Source organism: Burkholderia sp. Ac-20392 (assembly GCF_017104585.1).
In the GTDB taxonomy this organism is placed as follows: domain Bacteria; phylum Pseudomonadota; class Gammaproteobacteria; order Burkholderiales; family Burkholderiaceae; genus Burkholderia; species Burkholderia lata.
On sequence record NZ_JAAGPB010000098.1, the window covers coordinates 1 to 22,117 of the forward strand.

The 22,117-nt window shown below is 62.8% G+C and carries 22 protein-coding genes; 7 read left to right on the forward strand and 15 right to left on the reverse strand.

The genetic code is table 11. From position 1 onward, the window contains the following. Nucleotides 1–373 (forward strand): alpha/beta hydrolase fold domain-containing protein (locus tag G3N99_RS14170; protein WP_206122686.1); only part of this gene is annotated, 373 nt, incomplete at its 5' end. A 69-nt stretch (nucleotides 374–442) separates the two neighbouring features. On the opposite strand, the gene G3N99_RS14175 is transcribed toward G3N99_RS14170, so the two are convergent. Both G3N99_RS14175 and G3N99_RS14180 read right to left on the reverse strand, forming a co-directional pair. Continuing rightward, a complete protein-coding gene (locus tag G3N99_RS14175) occupies nucleotides 443–850 on the reverse strand; it encodes a hypothetical protein (RefSeq protein ID WP_206122687.1) in 408 nt (135 codons plus the stop codon). Between the two features lie 281 nt (nucleotides 851–1,131). After that, entirely contained in the window at nucleotides 1,132–2,112 is a 981-nt protein-coding gene (locus G3N99_RS14180; protein ID WP_174985392.1) for an amidohydrolase family protein, read from the reverse strand. Nucleotides 2,113–2,250: 138 nt separating this feature from the next. On the opposite strand from G3N99_RS14180, the gene G3N99_RS14185 reads away from it, so the two are divergent. The 4 genes from G3N99_RS14185 to G3N99_RS41875 all read left to right on the forward strand — a co-directional run bounded on the left by G3N99_RS14185 (nucleotide 2,251) and on the right by G3N99_RS41875 (nucleotide 5,539). Further along, complete coding sequence (locus tag G3N99_RS14185; RefSeq protein ID WP_206122688.1) at nucleotides 2,251–3,198, forward strand: LysR family transcriptional regulator; 948 nt, start codon at nucleotides 2,251–2,253, stop codon at nucleotides 3,196–3,198. A 975-nt stretch (nucleotides 3,199–4,173) separates the two neighbouring features. Further along, nucleotides 4,174–4,533 (forward strand): hypothetical protein, encoded by a 360-nt coding sequence (locus tag G3N99_RS14195; RefSeq protein ID WP_174985276.1) that lies wholly within the window; start codon nucleotides 4,174–4,176, stop codon nucleotides 4,531–4,533. Between the two features lie 96 nt (nucleotides 4,534–4,629). Continuing rightward, nucleotides 4,630–5,148 carry an SDR family NAD(P)-dependent oxidoreductase gene (locus G3N99_RS41870; RefSeq protein ID WP_241011629.1) on the forward strand — a complete coding sequence of 173 codons (519 nt, stop codon included), beginning with the start codon at nucleotides 4,630–4,632 and terminating at the stop codon, nucleotides 5,146–5,148. Between the two features lie 202 nt (nucleotides 5,149–5,350). Then, complete coding sequence (locus G3N99_RS41875; protein ID WP_254603288.1) at nucleotides 5,351–5,539, forward strand: SDR family oxidoreductase; 189 nt, start codon at nucleotides 5,351–5,353, stop codon at nucleotides 5,537–5,539. A 706-nt stretch (nucleotides 5,540–6,245) separates the two neighbouring features. On the opposite strand, the gene rhaS is transcribed toward G3N99_RS41875, so the two are convergent. From rhaS to rhaM, 6 genes are all read right to left on the reverse strand, one after another. Next, nucleotides 6,246–7,235 carry a rhamnose ABC transporter substrate-binding protein gene (gene rhaS, locus G3N99_RS14210; protein ID WP_241011632.1) on the reverse strand — a complete coding sequence of 330 codons (990 nt, stop codon included), beginning with the start codon at nucleotides 7,233–7,235 and terminating at the stop codon, nucleotides 6,246–6,248. A 99-nt stretch (nucleotides 7,236–7,334) separates the two neighbouring features. Next, nucleotides 7,335–8,336: an ABC transporter permease gene (locus G3N99_RS14215; protein ID WP_206122689.1), complete on the reverse strand. Its 1,002-nt coding sequence runs from the start codon at nucleotides 8,334–8,336 to the stop codon at nucleotides 7,335–7,337. After that, nucleotides 8,329–9,354, reverse strand: a complete 1,026-nt coding sequence (locus G3N99_RS14220; protein ID WP_241011630.1) for an ABC transporter permease — start codon at nucleotides 9,352–9,354, stop codon at nucleotides 8,329–8,331. The genes G3N99_RS14215 and G3N99_RS14220 overlap by 8 nt, the downstream gene beginning before the upstream one ends. 17 nt (nucleotides 9,355–9,371) lie before the next feature. Further along, on the reverse strand, nucleotides 9,372–10,949 hold the full coding sequence (locus tag G3N99_RS14225) for a sugar ABC transporter ATP-binding protein (RefSeq protein WP_241011631.1): 1,578 nt from the start codon (nucleotides 10,947–10,949) through the stop codon (nucleotides 9,372–9,374). A gap of 20 nt (nucleotides 10,950–10,969) precedes the next feature. Continuing rightward, on the reverse strand, nucleotides 10,970–11,869 hold the full coding sequence (locus G3N99_RS14230; protein WP_206122692.1) for an amidohydrolase family protein: 900 nt from the start codon (nucleotides 11,867–11,869) through the stop codon (nucleotides 10,970–10,972). Between the two features lie 20 nt (nucleotides 11,870–11,889). Next, nucleotides 11,890–12,204, reverse strand: coding sequence for an L-rhamnose mutarotase (gene rhaM, locus G3N99_RS14235; RefSeq protein WP_089476158.1), 315 nt, complete (start codon nucleotides 12,202–12,204; stop codon nucleotides 11,890–11,892). Between the two features lie 133 nt (nucleotides 12,205–12,337). Here rhaM and G3N99_RS14240 point away from each other — a divergent pair, with 133 nt between their 5' ends. Next, nucleotides 12,338–13,282: a LysR family transcriptional regulator gene (locus G3N99_RS14240; protein WP_089476159.1), complete on the forward strand. Its 945-nt coding sequence runs from the start codon at nucleotides 12,338–12,340 to the stop codon at nucleotides 13,280–13,282. Between the two features lie 28 nt (nucleotides 13,283–13,310). Here G3N99_RS14240 and G3N99_RS14245 read toward each other — a convergent pair whose 3' ends face one another. The 5 genes from G3N99_RS14245 to G3N99_RS14265 form a co-directional block, all read right to left on the reverse strand. Beyond that, entirely contained in the window at nucleotides 13,311–14,093 is a 783-nt protein-coding gene (locus G3N99_RS14245; RefSeq protein WP_206122693.1) for an SDR family NAD(P)-dependent oxidoreductase, read from the reverse strand. 20 nt (nucleotides 14,094–14,113) lie between these two features. Then, the gene (gene rhmD, locus G3N99_RS14250; protein ID WP_206122694.1) at nucleotides 14,114–15,292 is read right to left on the reverse strand and encodes an L-rhamnonate dehydratase; all 1,179 of its coding nucleotides are present in this window, start codon (nucleotides 15,290–15,292) and stop codon (nucleotides 14,114–14,116) included. A gap of 30 nt (nucleotides 15,293–15,322) precedes the next feature. After that, nucleotides 15,323–16,651 (reverse strand): MFS transporter, encoded by a 1,329-nt coding sequence (locus tag G3N99_RS14255; protein WP_206122695.1) that lies wholly within the window; start codon nucleotides 16,649–16,651, stop codon nucleotides 15,323–15,325. 76 nt (nucleotides 16,652–16,727) lie between these two features. Beyond that, the gene (locus G3N99_RS14260; protein WP_174985377.1) at nucleotides 16,728–17,480 is read right to left on the reverse strand and encodes an SDR family NAD(P)-dependent oxidoreductase; all 753 of its coding nucleotides are present in this window, start codon (nucleotides 17,478–17,480) and stop codon (nucleotides 16,728–16,730) included. After that, entirely contained in the window at nucleotides 17,477–18,340 is an 864-nt protein-coding gene (locus tag G3N99_RS14265) for a fumarylacetoacetate hydrolase family protein (protein ID WP_206122696.1), read from the reverse strand. Before G3N99_RS14265 ends, G3N99_RS14260 begins: the two co-directional genes overlap by 4 nt. 580 nt (nucleotides 18,341–18,920) lie before the next feature. Between G3N99_RS14265 and G3N99_RS14270 the strand changes: the two genes are divergently transcribed. After that, nucleotides 18,921–19,412, forward strand: coding sequence for a hypothetical protein (locus tag G3N99_RS14270; RefSeq protein ID WP_206122697.1), 492 nt, complete (start codon nucleotides 18,921–18,923; stop codon nucleotides 19,410–19,412). A gap of 165 nt (nucleotides 19,413–19,577) precedes the next feature. On the opposite strand, the gene G3N99_RS14275 is transcribed toward G3N99_RS14270, so the two are convergent. After that, nucleotides 19,578–20,642: a porin gene (locus tag G3N99_RS14275; protein ID WP_241011634.1), complete on the reverse strand. Its 1,065-nt coding sequence runs from the start codon at nucleotides 20,640–20,642 to the stop codon at nucleotides 19,578–19,580. Nucleotides 20,643–20,880: 238 nt separating this feature from the next. Beyond that, nucleotides 20,881–22,117, reverse strand: a 1,237-nt coding sequence (locus G3N99_RS14280) for an aldehyde dehydrogenase family protein (protein WP_206122698.1), incomplete at its 5' end; no start/stop codon positions are given.

Genomic DNA, 22,117 nt, shown 5'->3' on the forward strand with positions numbered 1-22,117 from the left:
CGATCGCACCTGCACGCGCGCGCCGCATCCGCATGCCGGTGAGTTCGTGTGGCACGCGGCCAACAACCGGTTCGGCTGGAGTGCGTTGCTCGGTCACGCGCCGGGCCTCGACGGCGTGTCGCCGTACGCGGCCGCCGCACGCGCCACGCAGCTGGAAGGCCTGCCGCCCGCGTTCCTGTCGGTCGGCTCGCTCGACCTGTTCCTCGACGAGAATCTCGACTACGCGCAGCGCCTGCTTCGCGCAGGCGTGCCGACCGAACTGCACGTGCTCCCCGGCGGCGTGCACGGCTTCGACATCGTGCCCGGCGCGCGCGTATCCGAAACGGCACGCCGCCTCAGCCACGACGCGCTGCGCCGCTTCCTACTCGAATGAACGACACAGCGAGGTCAGCCTTTCGACCCACCGTAGGATTTCGAACGAGTGCCGTGGTTACTTTCGCGTTCACTGAAAGGAGGGACTATTGTGGCGGTAGCGGTCGGGTAGCACGCTGCGCGCCAGCTCGCACGCCAAAAGACATACACGCAGCACACCCGAAACCGATGCGGTCGACGGGTGTGGATGAACCAAGAAACGCATCGACTCGGCCGGCGCAGCGAGCATCACTAGCCCGAGCGCGATCGGCAGCACGCCGTCGATGCCGGATATCCCATGCCAGCCGTAACGCGTAATCACGTGCGCGACGATGAACCCCGCCGCCGTGGAGCCGAACGTGAAGCAACAAGACATCGTCGTAACGACCGGTGCATCGCCTATGCATGGACCGTACGCAGACGTCATCGCGATTGTGTTTGACATCGCGGCGCCGAACCGTACCCCGGTGAAAAAACGCGGCACCGCTACAGCATGCATCTCCGCTGCTACCACGGGAAACGTACTCTACCAGCCGAACGACAGGACCGAACCGACCAGCAGGCGCTTGCGTCCGAGCCGGCCGTCTTAGCCTGGCCCAGCGGTCCATTCGATGTCAATCTGTCCGACTTAGGTACGACTCGACGCCCCAGTATGTGAACATACCCGGTCAGCCTGATCAAATCCCTTACTTATACAACAAATTCATTCTGGTGACGCCCGGACGGGGCGCCACCATGTTTCCCCACGGTGTTCTGATGAATCGGCGACACCAGCTTGGCTCAACCCAGTCGGAACAGCCGGCTCGCGTTGTCCCGCCCGATCTTCTGTCGATCGTTATCGCCAATCTCAGCAGCGTCGAACCATGCGCTCGCTTCTTCCATCGACTCGAAAGGATAGTCGGCCGAGAACAGCACGCGATCGCTGCCGATCTCATCGATCGCGTTCCGCATGGCGATCGTCCGAAAGTTGCCGCTCGTCGTGACGTAGAAATGCGCTCGGAACGTATCGATGAACGTGCGCTTCGCCTTCACACCCATCGGATTCTTCCCACCGGCTGACGCCCAGTGCGAAGTGCGCCAGATGTTATGCAGTGCAAGTTCGCCAAGATGCCCGAGAATGACGGTTAGGTTCGGAAACTCGTCGAACAGGCCGCTGCCGATTAGGCGGAGGGCATGAACGCCCGTTTCGCGCGAAAACTCCCATGCCGGTCCCATCAACCATGGATGACCTTCGATTGCCAGTTGCTGGCTCGGCAACGGATTGCGCGGGTGCAAGTAGAACGGTACGTCGAGACGTGCGACCTCCGCCCAAAACGGTCGAAATTGCGCCAGATCGTAGTAAGTCGCGTTGTCGACGTGGCCGACCTGCGAGAAGCCATTGACGAGAGCACCTTTGAAACCCAGTTCAGTCACCGCGCGCTCAAGCTCGCGTCCAGCAGCGTCCGGATCCTGCAGCGGAAGCGCTGCGAAAGCCCCAAAGCGATCGGGGCGACGCGCGATCTGTTCGGCCAGCAGGTCGTTCGCGCGGCGAGCGACGTCGATCGCACGATCAGTATCAGTGATTGCCTGGACGGCCGGCGCATTCAGCGACAGGATTGCATAGTCGATACCACACGCATCCATGCGCTCGATGCGTTCCCCTTCGACATCAAGCAGTTGGCGGCGTCTCGACGGCCAAATATCAGACGTAAAATAATGTTCAGAGTCGCCGATCGTTTCCAGCGTAGCAAAGTGCTCTTCGAGTGCAATCTTGTCTCGCATGGTGTCTCCCGAGATGTCCTGTACGCCGCGCCACCCTAGCGAAGCGTTTCCCGGCTAGGATATGAAGACTGCGGTCCCATGTGAAATTGCGGCGACGAATGACGCTATTCACCGGATTTATTACAACCTATCGACGCAATGGAACACGATTCTGACCGACACAACATCGATCTCAATCAGCTACGGGTGTTCGATGTGCTCTATCAGACGCGAAGCACAACTCGCGCGGCAGAGGTGCTGCATCTCACGCAGCCAGCGGTAAGCAACACTCTGAAGCGGCTGCGCGCGCTGTTCGACGACGCGTTGTTCGTTAAGACGGCCGACGGCATGCAACCCACTCCACGCGCGGATGCGATCGCGGTCCTCGTCGACGAGGGGCTTGCGTCGCTGCAATCCGCGTTGCAGGCGGGCCGCTCTTTCGAGCCGGCCACATCAACGCGCACGTTCCGTCTATATACAAGCGATCTCGGGCAAGCGATTTTCATACCGCCTCTCGTCGCACACCTGCATCAGTCAGCCCCCGGCCTGCGCATTGTTACAACCGATCTACCACTCGATGCCGCACAGCAAATGATGAAGCTCGGTGAAATCGACCTTGCGCTAGGAATGTTCAGCGGGCTACATGCCGATTTCCACCAGCAACGGCTGTTCCACGAAACTTACGTAGCTCTCGTGCGCGTCGACCATCCGACGATCGGTCCGACGCTCACCGCTGAGCAATTCTTCTCAGCCGACCATGTCATCTATGCACCCACTGCAGGCAGCCATGCGAATTTCGAAGCAGCGCTTGATGCACTATCTCCGGAATCTGGCACCACGCGCCATATCGCAATACAGCTTGCACACTCTTTCGGCCTGGAAAGCATTGTGTCCGCAAGTGATTTAGTCGCTTGTGTTCCGAGCCGTCTTGCGTACGTGCTCGGCCAGCTGCCAGACTTACGCGCTGTCCCACTTCCGTTCGATATCGAGCCGGTCGATATCTCTCAATTTTGGCACGAACGCTATCAGCGAGATGAAGGGCATCAATGGCTGCGCACGCTCGTTTACGAATTATTTCGCGACCATCGTCGTAGCGCGGTGCCATGAATTCACCGCAAATCGAAACTTGACCGGGTCGACATGCATTTCACTTCTGTAAGGAATTCTCGCTGCGCTGTTCTGGAGTATGGGTCCCAAGTCCGTCAAAACGGCGCCGCGCCGAACCCACGAAAGGAAACACCACCATCGCGGCCAGCTTACAGTCCCTTAGCTGATCGGAGTCAACATCTCGATGCGGTCGAGCAGTTGCGGCGCCTCGGTACGATCCAGCACGGCCGAAGCGCCGACGCGCCGCGTAGCTCCGCCCATGCACCGATGCCGGCCGGATTGGCCGACACGACCTGGCCTGTCGCAGGCCAGTCGAATAGGTGACGGACGCCAGCGACTGGTGTCTGATAGGGTTCGTCAACAATCCGCCGCATCGATGTCTAACCGTTGATTTAAGATGGGAATTTGGGCCTTGTATCTAGTGTAGGCACGGTTTGCTGGTGATCGAGAGGTGATCCTGCGGATAGCAAGGGACAGCAGCCGCAACTTCATCAGGCGGCAGTCGGCCATGACGCGTCACTGGCTCCCTCCGTGGCGCAACCAGTCAGACGTCACTTCTGTATCGGATGGCACCTTCACTTCTGCTACCGCAATGATCGATTAACGCCTTCACATCGCGCACGAATCCACTAATGCCGCCACTGTTGGGTTGCTGTCTGTACTCCGCCACGCAAGTGCCACTTCGTATGTCCCCGGCGTCCCGTATTTGGCAGGTCGCCTGAATTTCACGTCCGACGCTTCCTCAAACGCAAGCGGTTCCGGTACGAGCCAATTGCCCAGGTTCGCAGCCGCAAGTCCGATGATAGTGTCCATTTGCGTTGCACGCTGTACCATGCGCGGAACAAATCCGGCCTCAGCACACGCATCGAGGATGCGTCGCATACAAGCCGGGCCCTTCCGTCGGTGGAAACAAAATCCATGGCTCGCGCGCGAGCGCAGCAAGCGGCACAGAGCGCACAGGCGACGAGCCAGCGCATGCTTCGCAGACGTGACGGCGACCATGCGACTCTTCAACAGCTTGCGCTTCGCAATGCGCCGATCGACGTTGACATCACGGGGCAGCACGACAATGGCAACGTCGAGACGGTCGTTGTCGAGGGCAGCGAGCTACTGACTAGTGGTTGCCTCAGTCAGGTCAAGTGCGACATCGGGATGGGTCTGCCGAAATCGCGCTATCAAGGGAAGCAAGACGTGTCGCGTGGCGCTCGCTGCAAACCCGACTCTGAGAGAACCTACAAGCCTTTGGTGCGCGCACTGGGCCAGATCAACGGCGCGCTGCGATTGTTCCACTGTCCTGCGCGTCTCTTCGCGCAAAACTTTTCCGGCTGCGGATGAAGACGTCACGCGACTGCGGCGTTCCAGCAAGTACATACCCAACAGCAAGTCGATATGTCGGATCGACGCCGTCGGTGGCGGCCGAGCCATGTTGAGTTGCTCTGCAGCACGACGGAAATTCGTCGTCTCCGCGAGGACGAGAAACTGTTCGAGCTGCCGAAAAATGAGGGTTGCCGTACTACAAGATTATCAGAACAGCTGTTCAATCGTATGAGACGTATCGTATTTCCAGTTTTAATCTGCATCCAATGCAAACGAGTGGAGCCAGAAATTGACGGAGAAAGGCGTGCAGTTGTAACCGGGGGGGCGAGCGGCATCGGCTTGGGCATCGCGCGCGCATGCATCAACGCGGGCTATCGCGTGACAATTGTCGGTCGAAACGATCAGCGGTTACGAGAAGCCGTTGCGAAGCTGGGGTCTGCAGCCACCTGCCAACTCGCCGACGCAGGCCAGCGCACGGATGTCGAGTCCACACTCACGAACGTCGGGCGCGGGGATCTGCTGGTCAATGCCGCGGGGTTCGTACGTTCAGTGAGCCTTGGTACTGCACTCGACCAGGCCGAGCTAGATTGGAACGCGGTCATCGAAATCAACCTCAAAGGCAGCTTTTTTTGATGGTGCACTGCGTCGCTCCACTGTTGCCCCGTCCTAGGGGGCGAGTTATCAATATCAGTTTGAGTGGCGCACAAACTGGCGGCAGCAGATCGGCGGGCTGGCCTATGCCGCAGCGAAGGCAGGCTTTCACGGCCTTACCTTTGCGCTCGCGTGAGAACTAGCGCCACACGGCTGCACTGCTAACGCGATCGCGCCGAGCTTCATCGCCGGGACAGGATTCACCGGCGGGCGGTCCGAGGAGCGCGTTGCCTCCATCGTTGCAGAAACGCCTTTAGGTCGCCCCGGCACTCCGGACGGCGTGGCCACTGCGGTACTCTGGCTTGCCTCGGAGACCGCGAGCTTCGTGACCGGCACCGTTATTGCAGTTAATGCGGGATGGCGAATCGGCTGAGTGGTTCTGGCTAGCTACGGCTAGCGGTTCAAAGTACTTTAGCGCACACGCCCATTTCCCACTTTTTCCGGAACGAGTCAATGATGTTTAGGCACGACGGCGCGTCACACCCCGTCGTCACGCCGCTGTCATTCCGGTGCCCATAATCTCCGAATGTCCGATCGCTCGCGCTCGCAACTTTTTGCCCATGGCGCCTCCCTAGCCGCCTTACTCGTCTGGGCCAAGGGCGTCCGCTCGCGCGAGGCAGTCGAAAGCTATTCCCCGGACCAGACCGGCAAAGGACAATCGGCCCGCGGCGTGATTGGTCGCATTCGGCGTCGACTCGTCGATTTCACCATCCGCCGTCACCGCGGAGATCTGGCGAAACTGTTTTAGTGCCCGACAGGCGTACGGGCGTTCGCTAGACGTTTCCATGAGATTTCGTCGAACTTCAAAATGAAGTCGTCAAAGCACGACATAGACGTACACCACGGCTCAATATCGAAAGCCTCCTCCACCTTGGAGTACGAGTAACATAAGTACCTCTCAGAAAACTATCAGTTGACGTCGGAAACCGAGAACAGCGCAGGCGTAGTCGATTCGGATTAAGCGCTGCGATGCACTGCCCAATTCCGAACGTGATGCTCGAACGCGATGCTGATCGTCTCGTCCTATCGACCGTCTGGACCGTTCCGCCCGAAATCGGGCGGGGTCGCGGAACGCAATATCAGAAATTGAATTGATCGATATTGGACGCATCGAACGTCGTGGGCGGCCCGAGGATCACCTCTCCGCTCTTGCCGATCGTGCGCTTGCCGAGCTTGCCGGCCTCGAAACTCTCGCCTTCCTTGCCCGAGATCGCACCCGATGCGAGATTGGCGGCCGCATAGGCGGCGAGGTAGCCGAGTTGGCCCGGATCCCAGAGCTGGAACGCCTTGACCGTGCCGTTCTTCACGAAGGCGCGCATCTGGTTCGGCGTGCCGAGCCCCGTCACCGCCACCTTGCCCTTGCTCGACGACGTCGAGATATAGCGCGCGGCGGCGGCGATACCGACGGAGGTCGGCGACACGATCGCCTTCAGGTTCGGATAGGCCTGCAGCAGACCCTGGGTTTCGACAAACGATTTCTGGTCGTCGTCATTGCCGTATGCGATCTTGACGAGCTTCATCTTCGCGTATTCCGGCTTCTTCAGTTCCTCCTGCATCCACTTGATCCAGGTGTTCTGGTTGGTGGCATTCGGCGTTGCCGACAGAATCGCGAACTCGCCCTCCCCGCCCATCAGCTTCGCGACGAGCTGGATCTGGCCGCGGCCGATGCTCTCGGCATTGGCCTGGTTCACGAAAACATTGCGGCCGTCCGCCGCCGTGTCGGAATCGAACGTGACGACCTTGATGCCCTGCGACATCGCGCGCTTCAGATACGGCACGACCGCGTTGGGATCGTTTGCCGCGATCACGATCGCATTCTGTCGCTGCGTAATCAGCGTATTGACATACTGCACCTGCGACGACGCGCCGGCATCCGACGGGCCGACCACCTTTCCGTCGCCCTTGAACTCCTTGATGGCCGCCATCCCGCCTTCGTCGGCAATGACCTCGTACGGGTTGTTGATCTGCTTCGGCACGAACGCGATCTTCAGGCCGTCCTTCACACCGGTTGCACCGGCAGCACTCCCGATTCCGAACAACAGGCTGCAAACCGCGACGGTCGTCGCCATGCGCAGTGTCTTGATCATGCTACGTCTCCTATGAATCGCCGGGCCGCTCGGCCGGCGTTGTTGATATGCGTTGGGTTCACACTCGGTACACGGTGCCGTTCAATGCGCGATCGCGCGTCGCGCTCTGCGCGCCCGCCAGCCCGCGACAAGATTCGGGATCAGCACGGAAGACAGCAGCAACACGCCGGTGACGATCGTCAGGGTCTCGCTCGACACGTCGACGAGCGTGAGCGCGTTCTTCAGGACGCCGACAATCAGCAGCGACAGCAGCACGCCGTACAACGAACCGCGTCCGCCGAAGATGCTCACGCCGCCGAACAACACCGCGGCGATGACAGCCAACTCGAAACCCTCGCCGTTGTCGCCGCGCGCACTCGTGAAGCGAAGCGTGTAGACGATGCCCGCGATCGCGCTCATCACGCCCGACAACACGAACAACTTCAGCTTCGTCTTCTTGACATCGATGCCCGAAAAAGCGGCCGCCTGGTTGTTGGACCCCATTGCATAGAGGCTGCGACCAAACGCCGTCGCCTGTAGCAAAACGGTAAACAGCGCGGCAGCGACGATGACGATGACGAACGGCTCGGGAATGAACGTCGCACCTACCGTATTCATCCCGAACGACGTGTAAGCCGCCGGAAAATCCGCAATCGCCTGGTCGCCGAGCAGCACGTACGCGAGGCCGCGAAACAGCGCGAGCGTCCCGATGGTCACCGCGAGTGACGGGAGTTCGAAGCGGACGATCACCCAGCCATTGAAGAACCCGGCAAGCGCGCCGCCAGCGAGCACCAGAACGATGACGACCGGCATCGGCAAGCCGAGATGCCAGAGCACGCCCATCAGCGCGCTCGATGCACCGAGGATCGACGCCACCGACAGGTCGATCTCGCCCGTCACGACGATCAGCGTCATCGTCATCGCCATCAACGAGATCTCGGCGATGTCGAGCAGGATGTTGGTCAGGTTGGCCGCGTCGAGAAAGACCGGCGACAGCACGCGCGCCATCACCAGCGACGCTGCAAGGGTGACGGCCAGCAGGACTTCCCAGGTCAGGACAGCCGCGGATCGGTGGGCCGAAACCGGGGTGGATCGATTAACCATGGTCGCGTTTCCTCATCATGCGTTTTGCGATGGAGCGGGCGAGCAGCGTATCGGTGGCGACGGCCGCCACGATCAGCGCGCCCTGGATCGCCTGCTCCCAGAATGGCGAAACGTGAAGCACCGCGAGTGCGATGCTGATGACACCGAGCACGACCGCGCCAAGCGTCGCGCCCAGGATCGTGCCGACGCCGCCATTGATGGCCACGCTGCCGACGACGGCTGCCGCAACCACCTGCAGCTCGATGCCCTTGCCCGTACTGGCATCGACCGTGCCGAAGCGGGCGAGCCAAAGTGCGCCGGCGAAGCCCGCGATCGCGCCGGAGATCATGAAGCCGGTCATGACGCGCCGATCGACCCGGATGCCGGCCAGCCGCGCCGCCTCCGGATTGGAACCGATCGCGTAATGTTCGCGCCCCGCACGAAACTGCTTCAGATAGACCGACAGCCCGGCGAGAACGACAGCGGCAACCAGCGCCAGGACCGGAATGCCCAGGACCGAACCGGTCGCAAGCCGCGAGAACGCGTCGGGCAGGCTCGTTGCGTTGATCTGTCCGCCGTGGACCCACGCGTAATCGGCGCCACGAAAGATGTAGAGCGTCGACAGCGTCGCGACCAACGAAGGGACCCGGCCGATGGCGACCAGACTGGCATTGATCGCGCCTGCCGCCAACCCGATGGCGAGCCCCGCCGCCAGCGCGACGGGCACCGGCATGGCCGGATACGCGACATAGAGGGCGCCGACGCCGTACGCGCTGATGCCGACCACCGAGCCGATCGACAGGTCGATGTGCCGCATCAGCATCACGACCGTCATACCTGCGGTCAGCAAGCCGACAATCGACACGTTGAGCAGCACATCCCGCAGATTCTGCATGCTGAGAAACTGCGGACGGGCAATCGCCGTGCATGCGATCAGCGCCACCAGGACGACGAACAATGTCGCCTCGCGTCGCTTCACGACGGCAGACAATCCGCCAGCCAGTGTTCCACGCGTCGGGATGCGCTCGGTTCGATTCATCGTGTTTGTTCCGCTCGTCATGCCGCCCGTCCCAGTTCGATATCGTCTTGCCCGAGCGCGGCCCGCATGATTCGCTCCTCAGTCGCGAGCGCCCGCGGAATCTCCGCGCGGATGCGGCCTTCGTGCATCACGAGCACGCGATCGGCCATGCCGAGCACTTCCGGCAGTTCGCTCGAAATCATCAGTACCGCCATGCCGTCCCTGACCAGCTCGGACAGCGCCCCATACACTTCCGCCTTCGCGCCGACATCGATGCCGCGCGTCGGCTCGTCGATGATCAGCACCTTCGGACCGGTCGCCAGCCACTTGCCGAGCACCACCTTCTGCTGATTGCCGCCAGACAATGTGCCGACCGGCAACGTCAGGTCGCTCGCTTTCAGGCGCAAGCGGGCGCCCCACTCGTGCGCAAGCACCGCTTCACGCGCTGCGGAAATCAAACCGAACCGTGTCAGGCGACCGAGCACCGTCATCGACGCGTTGCGCGCGATGCTGAGTTCCAGTGCAAGCCCCTGCTGGCGCCGGTCTTCCGGCACCATCGCGAGCCCGGCCTTGATCGCCCGCCCGGGCTGCCCGGCCGAGAGCACCTTGCCCGCCACGCGGATCTCGCCCGAATCGAACGGGTCGATGCCGAAGATCGCCCGCGCCACCTCGCTGCGGCCAGCACCCACCAGGCCAGCCAGCGCGACGATTTCACCGGCGCGGACATCGAACGTCACGTCCTTGAATACACCGATGCGCGTGAGCCCTCGAACCGCAAGCTTCACGTCGCCCGGCTCGACCTGCGCTTTCGGATAGAACGTCTCCAGGTCACGTCCCACCATCTTCGCGACGATGTCGGCCGTGGTCATGTCCGACGTGCGCGCGTCGAAAACCTTCGCGCCGTCCCGCATGATCGTCAGGTGCTGCGTCAACGCGAACACTTCCTCCAGACGGTGCGTGATGAATAGAATCGCCGCGCCCCGCTCGCGAAGCGTCCGCACGATCGCGAACAGCCGTTCGACTTCGGGCAGCGACAGCGCGGCAGTGGGCTCGTCCATGATCAGCACGTTCGCGTCGACCGACAGCGCCTTCGCGATCTCGATGACCTGCTGGTCCGCAATCGACAGGCCGCGCACCAACTGCTGCGGTTTCAGGTTCACGCCCAGCGATACGAGCAGCTCGGCCACTTCCCGATGCATCGTGTCGTAATCGATGCGCCCGAACCGGTCGACGGGCTGCCGTCCCATGTAGATGTTTTCCGCGATCGACAGATCGAAGAAATGCGTCGGCTCCTGATAAATCACCGCGATGCCGGCATCGCGCGCATCGGCCGGCGACGAAAATCGCCGCTCGGTCCCGTCGATGGACAGCGTGCCCGTGTCGGGCGCATGGACGCCCGCGAGAATCTTCACGAGCGTCGATTTACCTGCGCCGTTTTCGCCGAGCAGCGCGTGCACTTCGCCCGGCATCATCGTGAGGTTGCCGTCGATCAGCGCGCGCACCGCGCCGAACGACTTGCTGGCGCCGCTGAGCGCCAACCGCGGCACGGTCGTGCCGCTTGAGGATGTCTGCACTGTTGTCTCCGTCGATATTGTCGTTGTGCGGCCGCCAGCCATTTCCGCGGCCGCTGGCACCGCTAGATGCGATAGATGCGCTCGGCGTTGGCGACGAACAGCTGCCGCCGCTCGTCATCGCTCGCGCCTGCGACGATGCGCGCATACGCTTGCCACAACACGTCGTACGAGCCGAACAGCCTGTCAACCGGAAAGTTCGACGCGAACATCGCGCGCTCGACGCCGAAGGTATCCAGCGTCTCGAGCACATACGGACGCAGGCTTTCCACGGTCCAGTGATGATCGAACATCGCCAGCCCGCTGATCTTGACCGCCACGTTCGGGCACGCGGCCAGCGTTTTCAGGCCCTCGCGCCACGCGCGATAACCGGCGGGGCTGTCGCGGTCGACGAACATTCCGGCGTGGTTCAGCACGATCTGGATGTCGGGATGCGCCCGCGCCAGCTGCGCCGCCTCGTCCATCTGCGATGGGTAGAGCTGCAAGTCGAACGACAGGCCGTATCGCGCAAGCAGTCCGAAGTTTTTCCGCCAGACCGGGTCGCGCAGGTAATGCCGCTGAACATAGCCGTACAGCGGGTTGTCATGCACGTTGAGGATCTGGCGAATGCCGCGTACGTTTGCGAACGCAGCATGTCCGGCCAGCGTTGCCTCGACATCCGGTACGCTCAGATCCGCCGCGGCGACGATGCCGTTCGGCCATCCGGCAGCCCGTCCGTCGCCTGCATCGGCGAGCGTCTGCAGCCAGCGCGTCTCCTCGACCGGGTCGGCCGGATCGTGATTGGCTTCGACGTGCACGATCTTCACGATCTCGATCTCGCCGGCATCGCTCAACAGATCACCGGGCAGGTAGTCGTGCTTCAACAGCAGCGCATCGCCGACGAACGACGTTTTCGGATGCTCGAGCCACGGGTAGTGGTGCGTACCCAGCGACCAGAAGTGCACATGGGGATCGATGACTTGCATGCGGTGTCTCCGTGTGCGGGTCAGGGAAGATAGAACATCGGGACCAGCGGCTTCTGTGCCGGCGCGCCGTCCGAACCGGTGGCCATGATGTCGGCCATGAAGCCCCACCATTTGCGCATGACGTCGTCGGTCACGAGCTGGTCCATCCGATGATCGCGTTCGCGCTTCAGCACGGCAAACAGATGGTTGGTCGCGTCGTCGAGAAAAATCCAGTAATCGCGAATGCCGGCCTCGTGAAGCGTCTCGACCAGCTCGGGCCAGATCTCCCGGTGGCGGCGCCTGTACTCCTCGCTCTGCCCGGGATTCAGCACCATCCGGAAGGCGATCGTCTCCATGTTTGAATCTCCGTCGTGTCATGCCGTTTTTTGTGCGCCAGGGGCGTATGGCAGCGACTATAATTCCGCCACTGATAACAAACCAATCCGTATTCGTGATTGGGCGATCCACAAACCGAATCGCATTCCTCACATGAGTCCGCACGACGTCACCGTCTCGCTCGTCAACCGCCTGAAGTTCAAGCACCTCGGGCTCCTCGTGGCGCTCGACGATACGCGCAACCTCCATCAGGCCGCGGACGAAATCAACGTCGCGCAACCGAGCGCGAGCCGCATGCTGGGCGACATCGAGGACGCGTTCGGTTTCCGGCTGTTCGAGCGCAACGCCCGCGGCATGTCTCCTACCGCGCTGGGAGAGGTCGTGCTCACCTACGCTCGCCGCGCACTGTCCGATCTGACCCGCTTCGCCGAGGATCTGGACGCAAAGCGCCGCGGCGGGCACGGCCAGCTCACGGTCGGCGCGATCATGGGCGCCGCCCCCGACGTACTGGCACTCGCCGTCGCCGCACTGAAAACCGAGCGACCGCTCCTCAGCATGCGGATCCTCGGCGAGACCAGCGATCAGATCGTTCAGCTCCTCTACCGACGCGACGTCGACCTTGCACTGGGCCGACTGACCGCATCGCTCCAGCACAACGACTTCAGCTTCGAGCCGCTCGCACGCGAGACGCTCGTGCTCGTCGTGCGTGCCCGACACCCGCTCGCCGGCGTGTCGCGCGTGTCGCTCGACGAGCTCGTCGCATGGCCCTGGATCGCCCAGCCGGTCACGAGCCCCGCGCGCGCCATCCTGGAAGAGGAGTTTGCCCGCGCGAACCTGTCGACGCCCGCCAACGTCACGGAATGCGGCTCGATCTTCGCGACCCTGCAGCTCGTCGGAACGTACGATGCGGTCGCGATGCTTCCCGAATCCGTCGTGCGCGACCACGTGCGTGCGAAGCTGCTCGTCGCACTTCCGATCGAAATCGGCAAGAGCCTGCCCGGCTACGGGATCCTCACACGCAAGGAGGAACCGCTGGCCGAGCCCGCGGTTCACTTCATCGCGCTGCTTCGCCGCTTCTCGCAGCCGGTCGCGAACTGATCACGCGGGCCGCGAAGGCGGCCCTCGCTCACTGCAGGTTCACGAACATCCCGCCATCGACCAGTAGCGCTGCCCCCGTCACGTAGCGCGCCCGGTCGGACGCGAGGAACACCACGCAATCGGCCACGTCCTCGGGCTGGCCCAGCCGGCCGAGCGGGATGCGCTTCTCGAAATAGCGCCGTTTGTCCTCGTCCTCGAGATCCGCTGCGTTCAGATCGGTCGCGATCGTCCCCGGCATCACGGAATTGCAGCGAATGCCGTAGGGGCCGAGCGCGATCGCGCACGACTGCATCAACGAATGCACACCGGCCTTCGTCGGCGTGTAATGCGTCTGCATGCCGCCACCCACAAGTGCGCTGATCGAACTGGTTGCGACGATCGCGCCCCCCGTTCCCTGTTCCTTCATCTGACGGGCGACCGCCTGCGTCACATAGAACGCCCCGTTCAGATTGACGCCGATCGTGCGCTCCAGGACCGACGGAGGCATGTCGAGAAACGCATGGAACGGACAGATGCCGGCGTTGCTGGCCAGTACGTCAACCTTGCCGAACGCGTCTACCGTGTGGCGGACCAGGTCGATGCCGGTTTGCGGCAGCGCGACGTTGCCCTCGATCGCGATCGCACGGCGGCCTGCACGCTCGACTTCAGCAACGACTTCGGCGATGGCGGAGCGCCGCCCATACGATGCGTCGTTATCGCCCCAGTAATTGACGACCACGTCTGCGCCTTCACGCGCGCTGGCGACGGCGATGGCCCGGCCGATGCCCCGTGAGCCCCCAGTGACGATGACGACCTTGTCTTCGAGCAGCACCTTGTTTCTCCTCGTTGGGTTCAATGCGTGTATGGACGAACCAGCGCGCACTCCGGATTGAGCCGCACGCCGAATCCCGGCCGGTCCGGCACCTTCATCCGCCCGTTGACCGGAACCGGTTCGTCGAGCAACAGCGGCGTGAACATCGGTACGACTTCGTCCGCCTTCGGTGCCATCATCAGAAACTCCGCGAACGGCGAATTGTGGCGCGTCACGACGAAATGGTAGCTGTACACGGATGAACCGTGCGGCACCACCATCACGTTGTGCGCGTCCGCCAGCGCCGAAATCTTGATGAGCTCGGTGATCCCGCCGCACCAGCCGACGTCAGGCTGGATCAGGTCGCAACATCCCATTTCGAGCAGCATGCGGAAGCCCCATCGGGTCGCCTCGTGCTCACCCGTCGACACCATCATGCCGCGCGGCACGTTGCGCCGCAGTTCCGCATAGCCCCAGTAGTCGTCGGGCGGCAGGCATTCTTCGATCCACTTCAGGCCGTATTCATGGGCGGCGTTGGCGAGACGCGTCGCATAGCGCACGTCGAGGCTCATCCAGCAGTCGAACATCAGCCAGAAGTCGTCGCCGACGCGGTTGCGCATGTCGGCGAGTTTCTCCAGGTTCTTACGGAGCCCTTCCTCGTTCTCGGCCGGACCGTGCTGCAACGGCATCTTGCCGCCGATGAAGCCCATCTGCTTGGCGAGATCCGGACGCGCGCCGGTCGCGTAGAACACCAGCTCGTCGCGAACCGGGCCGCCAAGCAGCTGATAGACCGGTTCGCCACGCACCTTGCCGAGCAGATCCCACAACGCGAGATCGACGCCGGAGATCGTGTTGAGCACGACACCCTTGCGCCCATAGTAGAGCGTCGCGTAATACATCTGATCCCACATCGTCTCGATGTCGGTCACGCTCCGGCCCTCGAGGAAACGCGCGAGATGCTTTTCGACGATGAACGCGCCGATTTCGCCGCCCGTCGTGACCGCGAAGCCCACGCTGCCGTCGCTCGCTTCGATCTCGACCACGAGCGTGCCGAGGACGTTGATGCCGAACGACCGCCGGCTCTGACGGTATTCCGGGTAACGCGACATCGGCGTGGCGACGTGGTCGTCGATCCAGTGTCCGTCGTCCTGATCGTGATAATCCGCGCCGCCGCCGCGAACGGTGAACGCACGCACATGCTTGATGGTAGGCATCGCCATGAAGAATAAGCTCCGAATGTTTTGGCTGGGTTACCGCATGCGCTGGACAGGCGGTTTGAATGGTTCGGCGGCAAGGCCGACGGATCGACGCGGCACGATGACCGCAATCAGCAACGCTGCCAGCAAGCTGGCAAGCGCGAGCACCTGCAACCCGGCCGCGCCTGCACCGAACCAGCGATCGGCCGATGCGCGTAGCGTCGGTGCGATGAATCCGCCCAGGCTGCCGAGTGAATTGATGAGCGCGATGCCGCCCGCGGCGGCCGCCCCAGTCAGGTCTCGCGCGGGAAACGTCCAGAACAGCGGCTGGGCGGCAATGAAACCGCTCGCGGCCGCGCACAGCCCGGCGAGCGCGACGAGCGGCGCAGGCGCAATGCCCGGCAGCGCAATGCCGGCGGCGGCACACACGAGCATGACGATCGCCCACTTCCGATGTCCGCTCGAGCGTTCCGCCAGGCGCGGTATCCACCACGCGGCGCCGAGCGCGCACAGCCACGGCACTGCGGTGACCAGCCCGACTTCGAAGCCGACACGTCGGCCGAGCAATGCGCCGACTTGTTGCGGCAGGAAGAAGATCACGCCATACACGCTTATCTGGATCAACGCATAGATCGCCGCATAGGCCAGCACACGCGCATTCGTCACCGCAGCCATCACGCTGCGCGGGCCATGTTGCATCGCGACCTTCGCATCCTGTTCGATCGCGTCGACCAGCACGCGGCGAGCCGGCATGTCGAGCCATTGCGCGTCGGCCGGCGCATCGTCGAGATAGCGAAGCGCCCATACGCCGACCAGCGACGCCAACCCGCCCTCGACGATGAACATCCAGCGCCAGCCGGCCAGGCCGAATGCGCCGTGCAGATCCAGCAACCATCCCGACAAGGGCGCGCCGAAGATGAACGCCAACGGCGCACCGAAATAGAACACACCGATCGCGCGCGCACGTGCCGCTTGCGGAAACCAGCGCGTCAGGTAGTAAATGATCCCCGGGAAGAACCCTGCTTCGGCAACGCCCAGCAGGAAGCGCAATACGTAAAACGTGGTTGCGCTGTTCGTGAATGCCATTCCCGTCGACACGAGCCCCCACGTGACCATGATCCGGCACATCCAGATTCGTGCCCCGACCCGATGCATGATCAGGTTGCTCGGCACCTCGAGCAGCGCATAGCCGACGAAGAATACGCCTGCTCCAAAAGCGAATGCCGCATCGGACAGGCCGGCGTCGCGTTGCAGCGCGTGCTGGGCAAAGCCGACATTCGTCCGGTCGAGAAATGCGAGGACGTACATCAGCAACAGGAACGGCAGCAACCTCCGCATGACCCTGCCGACCGCCTGCTCGACAGCGGGTTGCGTCGCGTTCATCGTGGTGTCTCCTTGTCCGGGCGGTCGATCCGCCCTGTATCGTGCGACCCGCTTGGCGCGGGTCGGCTACCGTCGATCAATAGGTGGCGCGACCGCCCGACAGGTCGAACACGGCCCCGGTGCTGAACGCGCAATCCTCGGACGCGAGCCACAGGATCAGCGACGCGGCCTCGTCCGGCATCAGGAAGCGGTTCATCGGGATCTTCGACAGCATGTAGTCGATATGCTGCTGCGACATCGAGTCGAAGATCTCGGTCTTCGCTGCCGCGGGCGTGACCGCGTTCACGAGGATCCCGCGGGTCGCCAGTTCCTTGCCGAGGGATTTCGTGAGGCCGATCAGGCCGGCCTTCGAAGCACTGTAGTGCGATGCGTTCGGATTGCCTTCCTTGCCGGCCACCGATGCGATGTTGACGATGCGGCCGTAGCCCTTCTCGAGCATGTGCGGCACCACGGCGCGGCACGTCAGATACGAGCCGATCAGGTTCACGTCGATCACGCGGCGCCAGACCTCGGGCGGCAGTTCCCACGTCAGGCCGTTGCCCCCCGTGATACCGGCACTGTTGATCAGCACGTCGATCGCACCGTGGCGCTCGAACGTGGCCGCGGCCGCGGCGTCGACGGACGCTTCGTCGGTTAGTTCAACGACGACGGTCGATACGGTGCCGAGTTCCGACAGTTCATGCTGGCTGCGCGCGAGCCGCTCCGCGTCGACGTCCCACAACGACACCGCCGCGCCCGAGCGCAGTGCCCGCTGCGCGACCGCATAGCCGATGCCGCGCGCGCCGCCCGTGATCACGACCACCCGGCCGCTCAGTTCGATCTGGTTCATCGTGCCTCCGGCATACGTGCGGCAACCGTGCGTTGCTGCTGCTCGCCAAGTCCGTCGATACCGAGCCGCATGGTCTGGCCCGCGCGCAGAAAGACCGGCTCCGGCTTCTGTCCCAACCCGACGCCGGGCGGCGTACCGGTGGAAATCACGTCCCCCGGCTGCAGGCTCATGAACTGGCTGATATAGGACACGAGCGTGGCGACGTCGAAGATCATCGTCCGCGTGCTGCCATCCTGGTAGCGCTTGCCATCGACCTCGAGCCACAGGCGCAGCGACTGGGGATCGGGGATCTCGTCGCGCGTGACGAGCCACGGGCCGAGCGGGCCGAACGTGTCGCATCCCTTGCCCTTGTCCCACTGCCCGCCACGCTCCAGCTGGTACGCACGCTCCGATACATCGTTGACGACGCAGTAGCCGGCGACGTAGTCCAGCGCACGTTCGCGCGACACATAGCGCGCCTCGCGACCGATGACGACGCCCAGTTCGACTTCCCAGTCGACCTTCTCAGCGCCCGGCGGAATCTCGACGTCGTCGTGCGCGCCGACGATCGCGCTCGTCGCCTTCATGAACAGTACCGGCTCCGTCGGGACGGCCATGTTCGATTCCGCGGCGTGATCCGAATAGTTCAGGCCGACGCAAATCATCTTGCCGACCCGGCCGACACACGGGCCGATCCGGGCGCTGTCCGGTGCGAGCGGAAGCGACGCCGCATCGAGCGCCGCGAGGCGGCGCAGGTTGTCGTCGGAGAGCGCGTCCGACGCGATGTCTTCCACGTGACCCGACAGATCGCGAATGCGACCGTCCCCGTCAATGACGCCGGGTCGCTCCTCGCCCGGCACACCAAAGCGCACCAACTTCATGCAATGTCTCCTTGTGTGGATTGAATGTCCTCTGCAGCGCCTATGTTGGAGCGCCAGCAATAGCGGAACAATCCGAAATTTGCATGAAGTGATAGCCAGATCGAATCAAGCAGGAACGACCCAGCCGCTGGCGGTGAGCCCACGAGCTTGCCCGACGTCAGGCCTTTCGAAAGAAAAGGAACGTAGTGATTGTTCCCTAAGTCCCACACTTCCTCTAGATCGCCGGGGATAGGACGCATGCGTGACTCTCGCTGGGTCTGTATCGACTGCGACGCGGAACATTTTCGGAAGATCACGGGCTAACGGCAGCGTACGGGACGCACATCCAAGCATCCTGCGATGCGCCGCTGTGAAGCGGGCGATCACCGCCTTGCGGGATCTCGCAATTTACTATCGGATACCGATTTGGGCCGCGCTCAAACAATCAATGGACGACGCGCGGCAGTACTTTCGCGGCGGGCTTTGGCAAAACGCTAATCCGAGTGTCGTGCATGGGTGCCCGAGGGCGATGCCTGCCGGTCTATACGACGACCTGCTAACCAATTGGAGATTGTTGGTACAGCCAGGAAAAAGATATCAAATGGCTGCACTGGCGGCGACTCTGGACGAAACTGTGGTCCAGGTCCGCCCTACCATACGCCGCCCGATCTTGCCATTTCTCGCGCAGCCAATGGTTGAACTCGCCCTCGGAGCTAGTTTGGATGACTTGTTCACGGGTTGTCACAACCGCCTAATCGTCCGACAAGCGGCCTTCGATTCGTCGAATTTGCCAAATCTATGGCGGACCGACAAAGGCGAGACAACACACTCAGCCTTACAAAGTCTTTACGTGCACTATGACCACATACGAGAAGTTTGTCTGGACGGATTTTGTGTAGCGGAACGAATGGTGCGCCGCGATGGTCTAGAGAAGCTACTTAAACGAGCCGCCGATGGGTTTCCTGTCGGCCTTGCCGAAATCACGCGCATCTACGCGACCGAAGCGTTTGTCCGGGGAATGTTTAGTCGGCAGAAGGTGGGCCACACTGCACACAGAGACATAGCGCGTACCGCTCCCCACCGCAATATCTAAGATCGTGGCTGTGGCACCGCAGAACCCGTTAATTGTCAGTGGTAAGCTCACCAAGCTGTCCGGCGACCCAGCAATCACCGATTCGGTCTGCGCTAGCATCCCGATAGCGCAATCCGCGCGGCCCACTCCATCAGTGACAGGCCAATCGCTATCGGGGTTGGACATTCAGAAGACCGTGCGTACACCTGCCCGCAACACTGATTGCCGCGCGCCCGACGATGCCGTGAACGTGCCGCAGATAGACGCAATGACGTCCTGGCCGCCGCTCGCCTGCTGATATACGGCGCTCATGTAGATGTCGGTCTTCTTCGACAACAGGTAATCGACCGTGATGCCAGCCTGATTCGAATGATTGCCGGTCAGTTGCCGGCTGCCCTTCGCGTACAGGTAGTTCGCATACGCGAAGAAATCCGGCGCGAACCGGTACAGCCCGCCGATCTCGTAGGTGTCGACGTGCGCGCCCGTCAGCGTGTTGCGCGTATTCACGTACAGCGCGTCGAGCGCGAAGTCGCCGAATGTATAGCGTCCGCCCGCGCCGGCATTGCGGATGCCGAGGTGCCCGTTGTCGATTCCCTCTTCTTTCGAATACGTGTACGCCGCATCCAGCCGCAACGGCCCGTTGTCGTAGGACACGCCGAAGCTCGACAGGCTGTTGCTGCCGGTCTGCCCGGCGATGTTGCTGAAGCCATACAACGCGCCGAACCGGAACCCGCCGTAATACGCGGACGTGAACTTGATCGCGTTCGGTGTTGCGCCCCCGCCCGCCGTACGCGTGTAGTCGAAGGTGCCGAGCGCCGCGCCCAGTTTCGAGAACGGGCCGCCCGGCAACTGGTAAAGGCTGACATAGGAAATCTCGTGCCCCCAGCGATGCAGCGACAGGTTGTCGAACATGTAGTCGAACTGCCTGCCGAGCGTCACGGTGCCGTACGGCGTGACGATGCCGACATAGGACTCGCGTCCGGACAGTGCGCCGCCGCGCACCGTGCCGCTGTTGATATCGGGCTGCGACGCCATGAAGACGAGCGCCTGGAACCCGCCGCCGAGATCCTCGACCGTGCGGATCCCGATCAGGTTGGGCGCCTGGATGCCGGACATCGCCTGAACCAGCGCCTTGCCGCCCGAATTGCTCACGTATGAAATGCCGTTGTCGACCAGACCGAATAGCGTGACCGAACTCTGCGCGTGCACGTGGCACGACACCATCGCCAACGCGACGGCCATTGTCTTCATTCTCACGGATGCTGTCTCCAAACCGTCAGTGTCCGACGCACCGTTCGCATACGAGCGAACCGCACGCCGGCCTGTCATTTTTATTAGTAAAACTATCTAATCGGCGCGTGCGGGATATGTGTTCCCCGCTCGATGCGCCGCCGTGGGCCGTTTTACCCGGCGTCGACTGATGGATCGCGCGCGCCGTCGCCGGCCGAACCCGTCGATGACGGGAACGGCCGGCGGCAAGTCATGCCTGTCACAGCATCACGTTGATGACCTTCTTCTCGACGTAGCTGTACATCTCCTCGACCCCCTCTTCCCGGTCGACGCCGCTGTTCTTGAAGCCGCCCCACGGCACGCCGAGAAAGTGCGTGTTGCTGCCGTTGACGAATACGCTGCCCGCACGGATGCGACGCGCGGTGTTGAGCGCCTGCCGGATGTCGTTGGTCCAGATCGCGGCCGACAGTCCGTATTCCGTGTCGTTGGCCATCGCGACCACTTCGTCTACATCGCGCCATCGCGCGACCGACAGAATCGGGCCGAAGACTTCCTCGCGCCACAGCCGCATCGCCGGCGTGACATCGGCATAGACGGTCGGCTCGACCCAGAAGCCTTTTTCGAACGCACGCCCGGGCGGGCGGCGGCCGCCCGTCATCAGCCGCGCACCGTGCGTCTGCGCCGGATCGAGAAAGCTCATCACATGCTCGTAGCTCTTGCGTGAATTGATCGGGCCCATGCCCGTGTCGGGCAACATCGGATCGCCGACGCGGATCGCGGCCACGCGCTCGACGACACGCGCGAGCACGTCGTCGTAAATGTCGTCGTGCACCAGCAGCCGCGAATTGGATCCGCACGACTGGCCCTGCCACGAGAAATTCATCCCGCGCACCGCGCTTTCAGCGGCCGCGTCCGGATCCGCGTCCGGAAACACGATCATCGGATTCTTGCCGCCCAGCTCGAGCGTCACGTGCTTGACGCCGACCTCCGCCGCGCTGCGCTGGATCGCCTGCCCGGTCGGCACGGACCCGATCAGCGCGAGACGCTTCACGTCCGGATGGCGCACCAGCGCATCGCCAACCTCCGCGCCCGTGCCGTTGACGATGTTGAACACGCCGGCCGGCAACGTGTCGCGCGCCACCTCGCCGAGCACGAGCACGGACAGCGGCGACGTTTCGGGCGGCTTCACCACGACCGTGTTGCCGGTCACGAGCGCGGACGCGGTACGCGCCGCCGAGAACATCGCCGGGTGGTTGAACGCGGCGATCCGGCCGACGACGCCGTACGGCTCGTACACGGTCATGTGCAGATGGCGGCCGGTGGCGGGAATCGTCTCGCCGTGCAACCCGTGCACGAGCCCCGCGTAATAGCGCAGGCTGCGCACCGTCTCGTGCATGCTCGCGAGCGTCGGCACGTAAGTGTTGCCCGAATCGAGCACCTCGATGCGCGACAGTTCCTCCGCGCGTTCGAGCAGACGCTCGCCAAACCCGCGCAGC